Below are 13,356 nucleotides of genomic sequence, written 5' to 3'. Positions count from 1 at the left end.
TTGGAGATTTTTGTAAACAGAAGAGAAACTCACCCGGCGCAAGAGGCTTTTGCTTTGCATTTCATCCGGCACAGATTTAAGTTCGCGTTGCTTTCTTATAAATTTTATCACAAGGTTTTGATCAACCGGCTTCCGGTGGTAAGCGAACTCTCTGAAGATTGTCGACATATTCGGATCACTTGCATTTGTCGGGCTTCATTCGCGTTCAAATACTTTCGCTAACGCAGCATCCAGCCTTGTTCCTCTAAGGTCCTTCGCAATAATACGTCCCTCAGGATCAAGCAGAAAATTTTTCGGAATGCTTACTACTTTGTACATTCTTTTGATCTTGTTTTCATCGTCGATCACCTGCGCCCATGGAAGCTGGTCATTTCTGATCATGCCAAGCCATTTATCTTTGCTTTCCGGAGAATCGATACTTACCGCCAGCACAACAAGTCCCTTATTTTTATACATCTGCCACGCTTGTTTGATAAATTTATTCTCCTTCAGGCATGGGCCACACCAGCTCGCCCAGAAATCAAGAAAAACATATTTGCCCCTGAATGAGGAAAGAGAGACAGCATGGCCGGTTGTATCTGGCAAGCTGAAGTCCGGGGCCATTTTTCCCAGGGATAGTGTTTCGTCATAAAGCAATTTTTTGATCCTCCGTCCGTAATATGCGCTTTTGTATATCCCGGGCAGGCCTTCGTAGAACCCTTTCAGTTCAGCAATGTTTTTTTCTTTGTCCGTTGCTATTCCCAACGAGTCTGGTTATATCCCGCACGACTGAAATAGATATATTTAATTGTATCTGGTACATGCTCCAGCGTGCCACTGATCCGTAGTTTAGTACCGGAATTCTCTTGCGAGAATCCATCAAAAGAAGAGAGTAGAATCGTAGCCAAAAAGGTTAGAATTGGTCTCATAATTATAAGGTTATCAGAAAACGTCTGAGAAATGAAAAAAAGTTTGACGTAATAAGATAACCTGATCGTTAAATTCCAGAAAGACGGAGGAGCTTTTGCAATTCCTTTTCAGGCGAGATCCACCAATTCGTGGACCACAACCGATGAAAGATGAATCCCTGCTTCTCCAGCTCCTGCTGCCTGAATGAATCCCATGCATATGCTTCCCTGCTGCTGTGATACTTCGCGCCATCACACTCGATCGCCATCATCTTTCCGCCGGGTATTTCCGGAAGAATCATCAGATCGACCCGGAACCCGCCCACCTGGTATTGCTGTTTGACACGATGCGCGCCGAGTTTCTCGACGAGCTGCTCATACACTTCTTCTTCAAAAGGCGATTCCGTGCCTGCCATCCCAGCAACATCGAAAACTTTGTTCTCACAGTTATCAAACAACTGCGCAAGTATTGATGCCACCTGTTCCAGGTTGCCTTCATGCACTGCTTTTGCATAAGCGAGATATGCATAGAAAACGGCTCTTCCGTTATTTCGAAGTTGTTGAAGCAATACGGGATACTGCTGAATATTTTCCTCGGGGATAGACGTACAAACAAATACTTTCATCTTCGCCCGGGTTACGATTACGTTGAGCAGTTTATACCCATTCCGCTGGATGATCGGACCAAAGGATTGACGGAATTTCCCTTCTTTGTTTTTCCCGAATGTGGTGGAAATGATGATCACATCCCGCTCATCACCCTGGATATTTTCCAGGTTCTTCACAAAAAGAGATGATCCGAATGCTTCGATCTTTTTATCGTGTTCAGGATTTTGCTGACGCGCTTTTGCCAGCTCCGCCAGTATCAGGTTTCGCTGGTAGAGATTGAACGTGGCAATGCCGACCGATGGATAACGTCCGTCTGACAGCGGCTGGATCCTGTTCAGCAGGATCTCTATCACCCTTCGCGCTTCGTCATGGTTCACCTGTTCGTCATAAACTCCATTCACCTGCTCAAACTCGATGGGTGTATAGGCTGTCCTTGCCGGCATCGGAAGTAAACGCCGGCCATAGAATGCATGATTTGAAAAGTCGATCAGCGCCGGATGCTGTGAACGATAGTGAACTTTCAGATACGATTGGCGATAACCATTATTCTCCGCAAATACAAGCAGAGACTCACTATCCGCGAGATTCAAAGAGTTATCAATCTTATGCTTTGCCTGCATGAGCTCCTCCTCTTCGGCCAATTCTATTTCTTCTTCATGCGGGTCAAGAATAGCAGCACCGCCCTGGAAATAAGATGATGGCGGCATTTGCTGACTATCGCCGGAAACGATCTTTACTTTGCCGCGGATAAGCCCGGCGAATGTGTCTTCCAGTCTCAACTGGCTGGCTTCATCAAAGATCACCACATCAAACAGCCCTTCCTGCAAAGGCAATATGGAACTGCAAACTGTAGGATTCACCATTACGACAGGATAAAAATCAGTGAATAGTTCAAAATCAGTATTGATGATCTTTCTTAGGGAATTTCTGCGTTCTCCTCTTGATCCGCGCTTATTAAAAAGCGTAGTGGGATTTACACCGGCATAGGTTGAGCGGTGAAGTGATGCCTGCTGCCGTTGTTGCCAGCGATGAAGAATGCTTTTAACCTGAACATTCCTGAACTCCGCCCTGGCACGCACGTAATTTTCAATCCGCTCGTCATTGCGCGGAAGATCACGATTCTCGTTTTGCAAAAGCACCTGGCCCAGATACCAGCTTTCGAATTGGAGTGTCCAATCCTGCAAGCCCGATGCAATGAAACCCCTGATTATTGCTTTTTGAGGGTCAGTGCACGCTACAAAGAAATTTTTCCATTCATAGTAATCCCTTGCTGTTTCAATTTGTTCACGAAGGAGCTGTCCCGATTGGTGTTGTGCATTCAGCCATCCGGAGCATGCTTCGCTGTTCATCGGCACTATGCCTCCCTCGTGAAAAAGCGGAGGTGTTGAAATCGAATCATTCAGTTCATGCAGATCCTTTACAAACGCTTCACTTATCGTTTTCTGCTGAGAGAAAAACTTTCGGAATTCCTGTAAAAGCAGCTGCACAGCTGTCGATTTATCTGCAACCTTTGCTAACGCTTCCATATGATCGCCTAATGTATCTCCCGCATCGATCTTTGCATCATTGATGATGCTGTTGTGATGATCCACCAGGTCCAACACCTGCTTTTGCTGAGTGGCCACCACTTCCTTCTGCTCTTGATATTGTTCATGAAGACTATGGGCATTCATACGATGAACATAATCTTCAATCACTTCTTCAATACGGCCATACCAGGCATCTGCCTGCTGCTTCAGCTGAAGGATATTATCGTGCAACACTTTCAGGTCAGGCAGTTCTTCTGTTTGGGGAAATGCATGACTGAGATATGACTGGCGTCCAAATGCACCGACCACATTTGACAAGCGGTGAACAGCATCGAGCCTTGCCTGCCTGAGCAATTTTTGTCTTTTGGAAAATATGCCGAAAAACTTTGTCAGCATTTGATCGAATGGCTTGTTGCGATAGAACTTTTCTCCATATATCGAAACATGTTCAGCAAAGAAAGAGAGGTATGCATCAATTTCGCTACGCAATGGCAGATAGTAATCGGCATAGTGTTTCGTAAGCCATTGGTGATAACCGGTCAGTTGGCTTTGCATGGACCTGATGATCGGTTCCGCTTGTGTTTGCCATGATAAACAAATGGATTCCAGGTCCAGCGATCCGGGCAGTGGGTCTTCCGGCAATAGAACAGTACCGGACATAAATGGGTACCACTCATCAATAGCTTTCCGAAGGTAACCCGCGTAAGAAGGATAGACATTCTGATGCCATTCATCCGCGCCGGTCCGATGGGCTTTAAGATCTCCTATCAATAAGGATGTTCTTTCGATAAGATCATCTGACCGCTCCTCAACAACTACCCGAAAGCCATAAAAATTATCACGGCCGAAAATAGTGTCATGTAAAATTTCCAGGGGATGAGCTTCTGAACTTAATTGCCTGAACAGTGGTTCAGCTTTTTGGAGTAAAGCCAGTGTTTCCGGCACTTCTGCACTTGTGTTACTAAAACTGAACCAACGATAATCGATCAACCCTTTTAATGCAGCAGGATCGCAGCCTTTTGATCTTTGCAGATAAATACCGACTACTTCCGTCCAGCTCTTGCCCTGAAAAATCTTTCTTTCAAGAGCGGCATGTTGTTCATTCAATGATGTGACAGATGCCGCAAGGGCATCCTGTTTTGTTGTATAACCTGTCTGATTGAAATAGTCGTGGGCATTCGAGGCATTGATGCGTTCGCGGACGGAGTTAACGATCCCATCACGGTCCGACTGTATATCTTCTATCAAAGCTGCGAGTTCCGCGAGCTGAGGATTTTCTTTATGCAGGTTCTGCCTGATCACCTCAAGAGCCGTTTTCTTTTCACAAACGACAAGACATTTCAATCCGTTATCCATTGCATTGGTGATAAGCGCCGTCAGCGTTTGGCTTTTTCCAGTTCCGGGCGGGCCCTGTATGATCTTACGGGGCTGAATGGTCAGGGAATTGAGGATCTCCTGTTGTGTTGGGTCAGTTTCGATCGCACTGAATGGCTTGCCGGAAAGTCCGACACTAAGATCGTCGAAGGAAAAATCATCAAACCGCTCGATAAGCCTGTCGATATCCGTGATAATACTTTCCTTTTGCGAACGGAACAGGCCGAAGACGCCTCCGAAGTGGATCCAGGGTTTATTACCGGTAACAGATTCGAGCCATTTTGCTTCGGGAAGTGGAGCCACTGGCGAATCCAGTTTTTCCTGTAGCGACTGACGTGTATTGAGCGAGCTTTCCGCATTCATTGATTCCAGCACGGCGATGCAGGTATCGATCAATTCCAGCCGGTCGATCACGGTATCATCCAACAATTCCTCATTGATCTTTGCAATAGAGATGTTCTCGTCTGTTTTTACGAATGAGACTAATACTTCATTGAGTCCGATTGAATGAATATCCTCATCAACAATTTTACCTTGTTCATTCTTTTGTTTGTTGCGCAGAACGGACCATGTATTGACTTTGTTCATCGATTTATAGATCTCCAGCGGCCAGATAAAAAGTGGTGCTTTGATGATCTTCTTCGGGTCTTGCCTGGAGGGTTTGATGATAAGCGGATAACCGAAACCAAAGGTTTTGGTACCGTGTTCTTTGAAATTGTCCTCATTTTCAAAGAAAATTGAATCAAGGCGCTTGGACAGCAAGCCGAGCCGTTTCTGTTCATCCTCAGCAATAGAGTTCAGGTCCATCTGGTCAAAACTGAGCTTGAATTCAAAATTGGCTTTTGAAAACAAAAGCTGCAGGAATTTATCAGCGAGTCCGTCTTCAATATAATTCAGCTCTGCCAGGTCAAGCCGTGCGGCATAACGCCCGGGAAGGGAGTTGAGATGAATGGATCTTGCATTGCCTCCCTTTAGCTTGTCGCGGAGGGCTTTGAGAAACACGATATCTGTCATAACGATGGGGGTAACAAAAAGTAAAATAAGGATTTTCCGTGCAAGGCGAAGGTTAATAGTTATTGTGCGGGGAGGCAGGAATATAGCAGGATATTTTGGGCGCCGGAAGAGTGTAGTTCCGGTGGCCGGCAATTGGCTGATCGGGTAGCTGGCGGGGCGAATACTTTGAGGAGCGTTTTTACGGTCCGGGGACATTTGGAGGACCAGAGAAGAAGACCTCGATCAATTCCGGCAGGCGGAGAAATTGAAGATATCGCGGATAGTGTGCCTTCCGAAACGGTTCGGTATTCTGCGGATCAATGTGAAAAGTTAGGGTATTGGTTCTTCAGCTTTATCGGTCGTCTATTCATCGTGATACTTCCGTTATTTTCCCCGGAGATCCTGTGTTTTTCCCATGGATTCCCTTTTGCGTACAGCGATATTTACAGCAGAGAAATTTCTTAGTCACCGTCATTTTCAGGACTGGTGGAGGAGGGCAGTCCTGAAAAGGGCGGTGCGTTTTTTTATTGTTGATAGGATCAAAAAAAGGAAGAATGAGATAGGAATTGTGGAAATGATACAATTGAAAAGTGGGCGACGACAGTCAAACGCAGCAATGCGATTGCTGTCGTATGCCCATTTCTTGCTGCGCGCGCGGCGGTAATTGGATCGTAGCCCGCGACGGGTATATTAACCCGAACCCCGGTAAGGCCGAGAGCCCGGGACTTTCTAATCTTTGCAAGATATCAACCTATAAAACCTATGCAACCTATAACACCTATAGAACCTATGAAACCTTTGGAACATTCAAAAGCCCCATCTGCCAGATTTTGCTCCCGGCCCCATTCTTCTACCTAATCTTAATACTGCACAACAGGGAGGCGAAGGCGTCTAACGGGAACGTAGATCATGAAAGTTTTTCACACCAGTCCGCGAAACTTCGTGTTGGAGAAAATCTATTCCGTCTCGTTTAAGAAAAAAGCCTTTAATACAATTGGGGTTTCGGATACAGAGTTGAATATGACTTTTAGCAGAAATACCTGCTCCGGGATAAGCCTCGCCTCCTTCCAGGAAAACGCTTCTCACTGAATCGAAAGGCTTGAGCGAAGTATAGCCTTCGGAAATGATTTGATTCGCAATGGCATTCCGAAAACGTTTATGCATGAACTCAACGGTAGCACAATCGCGAAATCGTATTAATTTGTCACTATGTGGATCACCTGCTGCATCCTTATTTACAGGCAACGATCTACCAATAGAAGCATATTCTGTTGCCATCAGATCATAGCTGAGGCTGACCATTCTGATAAAATGATCATCCAACAAATCGCAACAATGAGCAAGATCGATTACAGCCCCGATCACAGCTGGCTCGCTTACCCTATCACCGCCATCGCACTTTTTAATCGCCCACTCGAGCGCTCTATCATAATTATTCTCCCAAAAATACATACCATGCCCGAGCCAGTCAAACGGGTTATTCGATATAGGGATTGAAGTTGAGTCTAGAAGCAACTGCTGCTGTAGCACCTTATCACATCCATGAAAGCCGATCAATAAGCCTGGTCGCGTATTATACATAATAACAAATTAGACATCTATTCCAGAATCGGTGAGTAAATTCTTATAGAATTCGGTATAATTCCCATCCGATTCAACTATTCCCAAATACATTAGGTCTTCAATCGCTTCTTCACGCGTAACTCCTTCTCGAATCCTGTTCTCGAGATAGTCGATCATGGCTTTGATTTCTTTTTCAGTATACATACACAAGTGATTTAAATGAATAGATATGTTTATTGACTTCTGACAAACTAGCTCAGCGTTTCTATGAGCTTTACTAAAGATAGTAACGAAGTCAGCGCATGCGCATAGAAACAAACCTGTTTTTTAACGCATAAAAGATGTTTTTTCAACAGAATTTGTTGATGGCGACTTTCGTCTTATAATAGGGCGAGCCCGGTCATTAATCATTCGACCGAAGTCTAACGATTAATGACCGAGCTCGCAGAATTATACGTAATGAACAAAATCAAAACCTCAACCGAAAAATCTTAATACAATCACTATTTCAACACATGCATGTACATTCAACGCATCTTGCCGCATGTGTCATTAGATAGAAACGACTTTACCTCTTCCTTTCAAATCCTGTCTTCAATCCGGGAGGTATATCAATCAATGACTCCTCTGACTTATCACGATTCCCATAACTGAATTCCTGCAACGCGTTTACCTGCGCACCCGACGCACCGTCGCGCTCAGTCGGTTTTCCTGACTTCAGATACAGACATGATCTTTCCATCCCTGAGAGATATCTGATCTCCATTGTGTAACTAACTTTTTCCGGCTTAAACGCACCTGTCCTTATCCGGCGTCCCCATCCACTTGTCCTCCCATCGGAGGCCTTGCTCCACCATTCAGTCTTTCCTTGAACCGGTGTAAGCGTCAGCTGATCTCCCGTCAGCTTATACGTACCGGTCTCAAATGCAAAACGGATCTCTTTTGCAAAATTCGACCAATCTTTAGCCCGGTAGAGATATGTACCATCTTTATAAAACTCATATTCCTTTCTGAAATAACCACCCGTTGTCTCCGGCATTCCATTCATATATCCCGAGGTTTCATTATTATCAGTTCCCCATAATCCGATAAGGGAGCCAGCCCCGGTTTGGTTATTACTGACCGGAGCAGGATCTCCCGTCGCGGTTATTGACTGAGCCGTTAATTCCACTGACTGCGTCATCTGAACAAACTCTTTCAGGTAAGATTCTGCGGTAGCGTTGCACAAAAGACTGACACATGTTTTCCCATTACTGAAAACAATAAGAATGGTGGCAACATCTGCGCCGTTGTATTTCCAGGTGCCGCTTTTGCTCATCACCGTCCAGCCATTGAAAGTCTTTGGAGCCGTCTTCTCTTCTTTTTCAACGGCACGCAATGATATAACCACAGCTTCCCATTCTTTTTGCATATCGCTGTCAATATCCCCTTTGCTTGCCGTGCTTTTATAGATGGCCGCCTGCCCCCATAAATCGCCACTTCTCTTTGAATAGGCAACATAACTTTCCTGCACCTCCTCTGTCCAGGCCAATGGAGCCGTATAACTAACAATATCAAATGTTTTCTTTTGCGCCGAAAGATCCAGGTGGAGGATCAGGGCCAGTATGAAGACCAAGACTTTCATTGCTCAGCTTTTACCTTGTGAAAATAAGGTCCTGCCGCAAAAATGTCATTCCCCTGAAGGTGGGATATTTCTATTATTCGAAAGCAGGTAGACAGCAAAACCCTGACCAGATATGCTCATTTCGAAAGGTGCCGGATCTATTAGATAATATACATTCCATAAAGCCCATGCCGGCAATCTTCGTCCAAAAGTGTATCTTCCTGAAAATTTCGCACAGTTTCTCCTGTCTAAAGCGGAATTTCTATTATCCTATTCCCCACACTCTATGGAACTTTAATTTCCCCAATACCACAGAATAACCTGTAATACTGTTGCCCCAGCCCTGTTTAAATATTGTAACCTGAATGCCCTTATGACCGGAAGTTCGGTAAAAGACAGATCCGCCAGGATATCGAAACCTGATCAATCCAATTGCAGCCTCTATACGAAATGACATTCGGTGATTATAGCATCAATGATCCGTTCAGGAATGCCTGCACCTGGCAGGCAGAGACGAAGCCAAACAATGTCATCCTGTTTATACCGGCAGCCTGAAGAATTTCGATTTTGACGAGATCAATTTTACGCCCAGGCGATCAGACGATGTAACGTCCTGCCCTTTGATACAAAAGCACTGCGGAGAAAGGTTAAAACAGGAATGAAAGAAATAATATAAACCCATCTAAACCTTACATAATGAATGTATCACGAAAACCAGCAATCCTGCTTCTGAGCCTGGCATTACTTACCCAAAGTCATGCCCAGCAAAAACCACGTGCGAGAGAGCTTGGTATTCCATTTCCCGGAACGCCCGGAAAATTCAATGCCATCACCGACGTTAAAGGCGTTGAAGTTGGGTACAGCACGATCATTTCCGGAACGGGAAAAAATATCCGTGGTAAAGGCCCCGTAAGAACCGGTGTTACAGCTATTCTGCCAAGGGGAAGAAACAATAACCCCGTATACGCTAACTGGTATTCGTTGAATGGTAACGGAGAAATGACGGGTACCACCTGGATCACCGAATCCGGTTTCCTGGAAGGCCCGATCATGATCACCAATACCAATAGTGTTGGCGTTGTCAGGGATGCAGTCCTGAAATGGTATGTGAAAAAGGGTTGGTACAATGAAGACTTCTGGTACACTTATCCGGTGGTGGCGGAAACGTATGATGGCTTCCTCAACGACATATACGGTTTTCATGTGAAAGAAGAGAATGCCTGGGAAGCGCTGGATAGTGCGAAAAGCGGCTTTATCAAAGAAGGGAATGTCGGTGGAGGTACAGGCATGATGTGCCTGGGATTCAAAGGTGGTACAGGCACCGCCTCAAGGGTGATCAAAATAAAAGACTCAACTTATACGGTAGGTGTACTCGTACAGTCAAATTTCGGAGCCAAATCAAGTTTCAGTATCATGGGCGTTCCCGTTGGCCGCGAACTGATAGACACACTGAACTATGAATTAAAGGAAGCCCCTTCTTACAAGCCAGGGCAGGGATCTATTATCGTGATCGTAGCGACAGATGCACCATTACTTCCTCATCAGTTAAAACGTGTTGCAGCAAGAGTTCCTCTCGGGATCGGCAACCTCGGAGGTTTTGGCGAAAACAGCTCCGGCGATATTTTCCTGGCCTTTTCCACTGCGAACCCTACCGCATTCCAACGCGAAAGCTTTACAAAAGCAGATGACTTGCCGAACGACTTCATCAATGCGGTATTTGTGGCGACCGTTAAAGCAACAGAAGAAGCCGTGGTCAACGCTATGCTCGCCGCAGAGACAATGGAAGGCATCAATGGCAATAAAGCCTATGGATTGCCCCATAAACCAGTGATCGATATCCTGAAAAAATATAACAGGATCCGGTAAGGACACGATGACTGACCTCACTCTATTTAAAGAATACCATAAAGCTCAGATCAATAAAAATCATTTTCTCTAAAAAGAGATTCAGCCAACGACCATCAGCCATTAGCCATCGTCTCCCTCGTCATCACTTAACCAAACCAACATGCCACAACTAACCCCCATTGCTTCGCAGGACAGAGAACAGTTTATGGATGTACTGCGCGGGATCGCCATACTCGGGATCTTCATTGCCAACCTGGCTGGCTTTTCGTGGTACACCGAAAATCCGGCGAATACAGGACCTTGGCTGTTACCGGAACAGGATCACACCATGGAGTTCCTGCACCATATGTTCATTGAAGGAAAATTCTATTCCATCTTCAGCCTGTTATTTGGCTGGGGAATCGCCCTGCAACTGAAGAGAGCGGCAGATAAGGGCGTTGACGCCGCACCCCTTGTAAGAAGAAGATTGGGATGGATGTTAGTACTGGGTGCTATTCACCTGATGCTCTGGCCTGGTGACATTGTATTCTTTTACGCATTGCTGGGGTTCATTTTACTGTGGATGCGAAAACTATCCAATAAGGCCATGATCATAACGGGAATAATCCTGATCCTCTCCCCGATCGTCCTTTATGCAGCAAAGTCATACTGGGTTTTCCTGAATGCGCCCGCAGGACTGATGTATGAAACAGGCGGGAAGGTCATGTACGCGATCTCCGGCAAAATGCTGGCCAGCGACCAGGATATTGCCGCTTATTTAAAACAGGCAAGCTGGGGCGAAGCTCTTCAAGCCAACACAGCCGGCTTCTTTTTCCGGTATGGCTACCTGTTCTTCGTAAGCAGGATCCCTAAAGTACTCGGCATCTTCCTGATCGGGTACGCACTTGGCCGGTCAGGTTTTTATAACAGGATCCAGCAACACAAGAAGGTCCTGTATATGATCATTGCGACGGGTGTAGTGATCGGGCTGCCGGCCAATTATCTGCTCGCGCGCTATATGAGCTACTGTATGGCAGATTACTGGCAGTTGAACACAAAAGGTCTTTATCAAACGATCGCTTATGCTTTCGGCGTTGCACCGCTTGCACTGGCCTATGTTGCTGCGCTGATGCTGCTTTTTCAAAATAAGGCAGTGGCGAAACTAATGTCCGTTGTAGCACCGGTGGGTAAGATGGCATTCAGCAATTACCTGTTGCAGTCGGTCATTGGAAGTGTGGTTTTCCTTGGTGCAGGATTCAATTATATTGGAGAAGTAGGACCGTTTTATTATACCATCTTCGGTGTGCTGGTGTTTATCGGGCAGATCATCCTCAGTCGTTTGTGGTTGCGTTATTTTAACTATGGACCGATTGAATATTTATGGCGCAGTGCGACGTATGGGAAATGGCAGCAAATGAGGAAAACATCTATTGCTGTATAAAAAGAAAATATATCTTCATAAGATGGGAGATATATCAATAGCGATTGTTCCAAAAATCTCGAGATATCCTGACCGTCAAAAGAAAGCGCAGGAAATTTTAGAATGGCTGACACGGGCCGGCATTGTCGCGAGTGAGCTAACCGACTGCACTTTGGGTAATAAAGGTTATGCAATGGGCGCCGGAGCAGCGTCGATAGTAGTCGAGCCTTCCGCGCTTCCTTTGGATCTGATCACGAATGGCCTGGAAATCATAACTGAAAGGGATATTTTTCATACCGGCCAATTGGGGTTAGATGTAGTTGAATGCCCCGCATGTAATGAAGATATCGCAGGTGGAGAGCTGGACTTTATTGATCAATGGGCCAGCGGAGAAAGCGATGATCTGCGTTGCCCGCATTGCGATCATACTGCCGAAATCCACCAATTCAACTTCGATGTTTCCTGGGGATTCAGTGATCTGGGGTTTATCTTTTGGAACTGGCCGGAATTCAACCCGGCCTTTATCGGAGAATTCAGCAACAGGCTGGCATGCGAACTGGATATCGTCTATAGTAAGATCTGATAAATAGACACCATACTGAATCTGCCACCAACCTTTTTATCTTCTTAAGAAAACCAGCATAATGAAACAATTCTGCGTGATCTTGATCGCACTCATTCTCCTATCCTGCAATAACCGGCGCAAACCATCCACCTATGAAATATTGAAAGCCACGTCCCAAAAACTTAACCAAACCCTTCCCAGACAGATCGACAGTATTACAACACTTGAAACTACCGTCGCAATCCAGGAAGACCGCTTCCGCTACATTTTATATTTAAAAATTGACACGGCAGATTACGACCTTGCGGAAATCGAACGTTCTACAAGAGAAGGCAACATCAACTGGATAAAGTCAAACCCTGAATTCAAGCCCCTTCGCGATTTGCGTATTACGCTGGAATACAGTTATAGTGACTGGAATAGCATTCATCTTTTCACCGTCACTATTAAACCTGAAGATTATGAATGAGCAAAATGAATTTAGGCAAGACCCCTGGCCACCTCTCCGTTAGGTTACTTAAACCCCTCAAAAATTCCTACCTTCCCATAAACCACATTCCCATGGCCAAGCTCGCAAAAATCAAAACGACCGAAACTGACTCGAGTGTAGACGACTTCGTCAACAAAATCACTGACGAAGAAAAACGGGCAGACACAAAAACCATCATCAACATGATGGCAAAAGCCAGCAAAGCAAAACCTAAAATGTGGGGGTCAGCCATTATCGGCTTTGGCAATAAAGTTTATGTTAGCCCAAAGAGCGGCCGTGAAGTAGATTGGATGAGAATGGGCTTTTCTCCCCGTAAGGCTAACCTCTCGCTATATCTTTTATCCGGCTTGCAGAATCACACTGAAGCGCTTAAAAAATTAGGAAAGTATACCACAGGCGCTGGCTGCCTTTATATCAAAAAACTGGCGGATGTAGACGTAAAGGTTTTGGAAAAGATGATCCAGCAGGAAATGAAATGACCAATGCTGTGATGACT

The 13,356-nt window shown here is 45.4% G+C and carries 11 protein-coding genes; 6 read left to right on the top strand and 5 right to left on the bottom strand.

Annotation, left to right across the window (positions count from 1 at the left end; genetic code table 11):
- Nucleotides 1–195 precede the first annotated feature (195 nt).
- From LZZ85_RS05555 to LZZ85_RS05535, 5 genes are all read right to left on the bottom strand, one after another.
- Nucleotides 196–744: a peroxiredoxin family protein gene (locus tag LZZ85_RS05555; RefSeq protein ID WP_237869415.1), complete on the bottom strand. Its 549-nt coding sequence runs from the start codon at nucleotides 742–744 to the stop codon at nucleotides 196–198.
- Between the two features lie 232 nt (nucleotides 745–976).
- Nucleotides 977–5,413 (bottom strand): AAA domain-containing protein, encoded by a 4,437-nt coding sequence (locus LZZ85_RS05550; RefSeq protein ID WP_237869413.1) that lies wholly within the window; start codon nucleotides 5,411–5,413, stop codon nucleotides 977–979.
- An 870-nt stretch (nucleotides 5,414–6,283) separates the two neighbouring features.
- Complete coding sequence (locus LZZ85_RS05545; protein WP_237869411.1) at nucleotides 6,284–6,973, bottom strand: hypothetical protein; 690 nt, start codon at nucleotides 6,971–6,973, stop codon at nucleotides 6,284–6,286.
- Nucleotides 6,974–6,982: 9 nt separating this feature from the next.
- Nucleotides 6,983–7,159 carry a hypothetical protein gene (locus LZZ85_RS05540; RefSeq protein ID WP_237869409.1) on the bottom strand — a complete coding sequence of 59 codons (177 nt, stop codon included), beginning with the start codon at nucleotides 7,157–7,159 and terminating at the stop codon, nucleotides 6,983–6,985.
- A 364-nt stretch (nucleotides 7,160–7,523) separates the two neighbouring features.
- A complete protein-coding gene (locus LZZ85_RS05535) occupies nucleotides 7,524–8,579 on the bottom strand; it encodes a hypothetical protein (protein ID WP_237869407.1) in 1,056 nt (351 codons plus the stop codon).
- 411 nt (nucleotides 8,580–8,990) lie between these two features.
- Between LZZ85_RS05535 and LZZ85_RS28355 the strand changes: the two genes are divergently transcribed.
- The 6 genes from LZZ85_RS28355 to LZZ85_RS05510 all read left to right on the top strand — a co-directional run bounded on the left by LZZ85_RS28355 (nucleotide 8,991) and on the right by LZZ85_RS05510 (nucleotide 13,339).
- A complete protein-coding gene (locus tag LZZ85_RS28355; protein ID WP_255724000.1) occupies nucleotides 8,991–9,113 on the top strand; it encodes a hypothetical protein in 123 nt (40 codons plus the stop codon).
- A 141-nt stretch (nucleotides 9,114–9,254) separates the two neighbouring features.
- Nucleotides 9,255–10,424, top strand: coding sequence for a DmpA family aminopeptidase (locus LZZ85_RS05530; RefSeq protein WP_237869405.1), 1,170 nt, complete (start codon nucleotides 9,255–9,257; stop codon nucleotides 10,422–10,424).
- Nucleotides 10,425–10,566: 142 nt separating this feature from the next.
- Nucleotides 10,567–11,826 (top strand): DUF418 domain-containing protein, encoded by a 1,260-nt coding sequence (locus LZZ85_RS05525; RefSeq protein ID WP_237869403.1) that lies wholly within the window; start codon nucleotides 10,567–10,569, stop codon nucleotides 11,824–11,826.
- Between the two features lie 22 nt (nucleotides 11,827–11,848).
- Complete coding sequence (locus LZZ85_RS05520) at nucleotides 11,849–12,388, top strand: hypothetical protein (RefSeq protein WP_237869401.1); 540 nt, start codon at nucleotides 11,849–11,851, stop codon at nucleotides 12,386–12,388.
- 61 nt (nucleotides 12,389–12,449) lie between these two features.
- Nucleotides 12,450–12,839 carry a hypothetical protein gene (locus LZZ85_RS05515; protein WP_237869399.1) on the top strand — a complete coding sequence of 130 codons (390 nt, stop codon included), beginning with the start codon at nucleotides 12,450–12,452 and terminating at the stop codon, nucleotides 12,837–12,839.
- Entirely contained in the window at nucleotides 12,836–13,339 is a 504-nt protein-coding gene (locus LZZ85_RS05510) for a DUF1801 domain-containing protein (protein ID WP_237869398.1), read from the top strand. The genes LZZ85_RS05515 and LZZ85_RS05510 overlap by 4 nt, the downstream gene beginning before the upstream one ends.
- Nucleotides 13,340–13,356: the final 17 nt, after the last annotated feature.

The organism is Terrimonas ginsenosidimutans (assembly GCF_022012415.1).
In the GTDB taxonomy this organism is placed as follows: Bacteria; Bacteroidota; Bacteroidia; order Chitinophagales; family Chitinophagaceae; genus Terrimonas_A; species Terrimonas_A ginsenosidimutans.
The sequence above is the reverse complement of the archived record's forward strand: the minus strand, read 5'-3'. Positions and strand labels throughout refer to the sequence as shown.

Coding starts and splice junctions, on each gene's coding strand:
- LZZ85_RS05515 (WP_237869399.1), top strand. CDS start 12,450: ATGAAACAATTCTGCGTGATCTTGATCGCACTCATTCTCCTATCCTGC.
- LZZ85_RS05540 (WP_237869409.1), bottom strand. CDS start 7,159: ATGTATACTGAAAAAGAAATCAAAGCCATGATCGACTATCTCGAGAAC.
- LZZ85_RS05535 (WP_237869407.1), bottom strand. CDS start 8,579: ATGAAAGTCTTGGTCTTCATACTGGCCCTGATCCTCCACCTGGATCTT.
- LZZ85_RS05520 (WP_237869401.1), top strand. CDS start 11,849: ATGGGAGATATATCAATAGCGATTGTTCCAAAAATCTCGAGATATCCT.
- LZZ85_RS05545 (WP_237869411.1), bottom strand. CDS start 6,973: ATGTATAATACGCGACCAGGCTTATTGATCGGCTTTCATGGATGTGAT.
- LZZ85_RS05510 (WP_237869398.1), top strand. CDS start 12,836: ATGAGCAAAATGAATTTAGGCAAGACCCCTGGCCACCTCTCCGTTAGG.
- LZZ85_RS05550 (WP_237869413.1), bottom strand. CDS start 5,413: ATGACAGATATCGTGTTTCTCAAAGCCCTCCGCGACAAGCTAAAGGGA.
- LZZ85_RS05530 (WP_237869405.1), top strand. CDS start 9,255: ATGAATGTATCACGAAAACCAGCAATCCTGCTTCTGAGCCTGGCATTA.
- LZZ85_RS05525 (WP_237869403.1), top strand. CDS start 10,567: ATGCCACAACTAACCCCCATTGCTTCGCAGGACAGAGAACAGTTTATG.